This window comes from Aquabacterium sp. A08, assembly GCF_011742065.1.
The window spans coordinates 1-591 of the sequence record NZ_JAAQQT010000192.1 but is presented as its reverse complement, the minus strand read 5'-3'; the positions used below and the strand labels follow the sequence as shown (position 1 = coordinate 591).

General features: G+C 62.9%; 1 pseudogene. It reads right to left on the bottom strand.

Annotation, left to right across the window (positions count from 1 at the left end):
- Nucleotides 1-194 (bottom strand): annotated as a pseudogene (locus HA630_RS01075) (hypothetical protein); the annotation flags it as partial.
- Nucleotides 195-591 lie beyond the last annotated feature (397 nt).

Genomic DNA, 591 nt, shown 5'->3' with positions numbered 1-591 from the left:
GCGGCGTCGCTCAGGCCATCCAGCGCCTTCAGGCCGGCCCGCAGCAGCTCGCTCTTTTTCACCGCCAGCGACAGGCCCAGCGCCCGGGTCTTGAGCGCGTCGAGTCGCGCGTACTCGTCTTTGGGCATGCAGAAGCTGTCCCGCACCAGCTTCATTTTCTTGGGCTTGTCGGCGTCGCGTGGTTTTTGGCTCATGGGGCACTGGAGAAGAAGTGGATCTTGCTAACAGTGTATACCGTTTTTATGGTTTTTGGGGTGACTTTGACGGTCCGGCCTGTTGGCCGCAGTTGGGGTGCTCGCTGTAAATGGGTGCCCGCGGCGCGTGCCAGACCATCCCGGAACACACCGGGCACGCTGACGCGCAGTGGCACGTGCCTGGGCGGCTGTGGGTCAAGTGGGGCGACAAGAGAGGCAGTCGGTGGTGATCGGCCGTGGGGCGTGGCCGTCAAGGCGGGCCCGGAAACAACAAAGCCCCAGCAAGTGGGGCTTTGGGTGACCGATGTGTCAAAGAATTCCTGGTCGGGGTGAGAGGATTCGAACCTCCGGCCTCTACGTCCCGAACGTAGCGCTCTACCAGGCTAAGCTACACCCC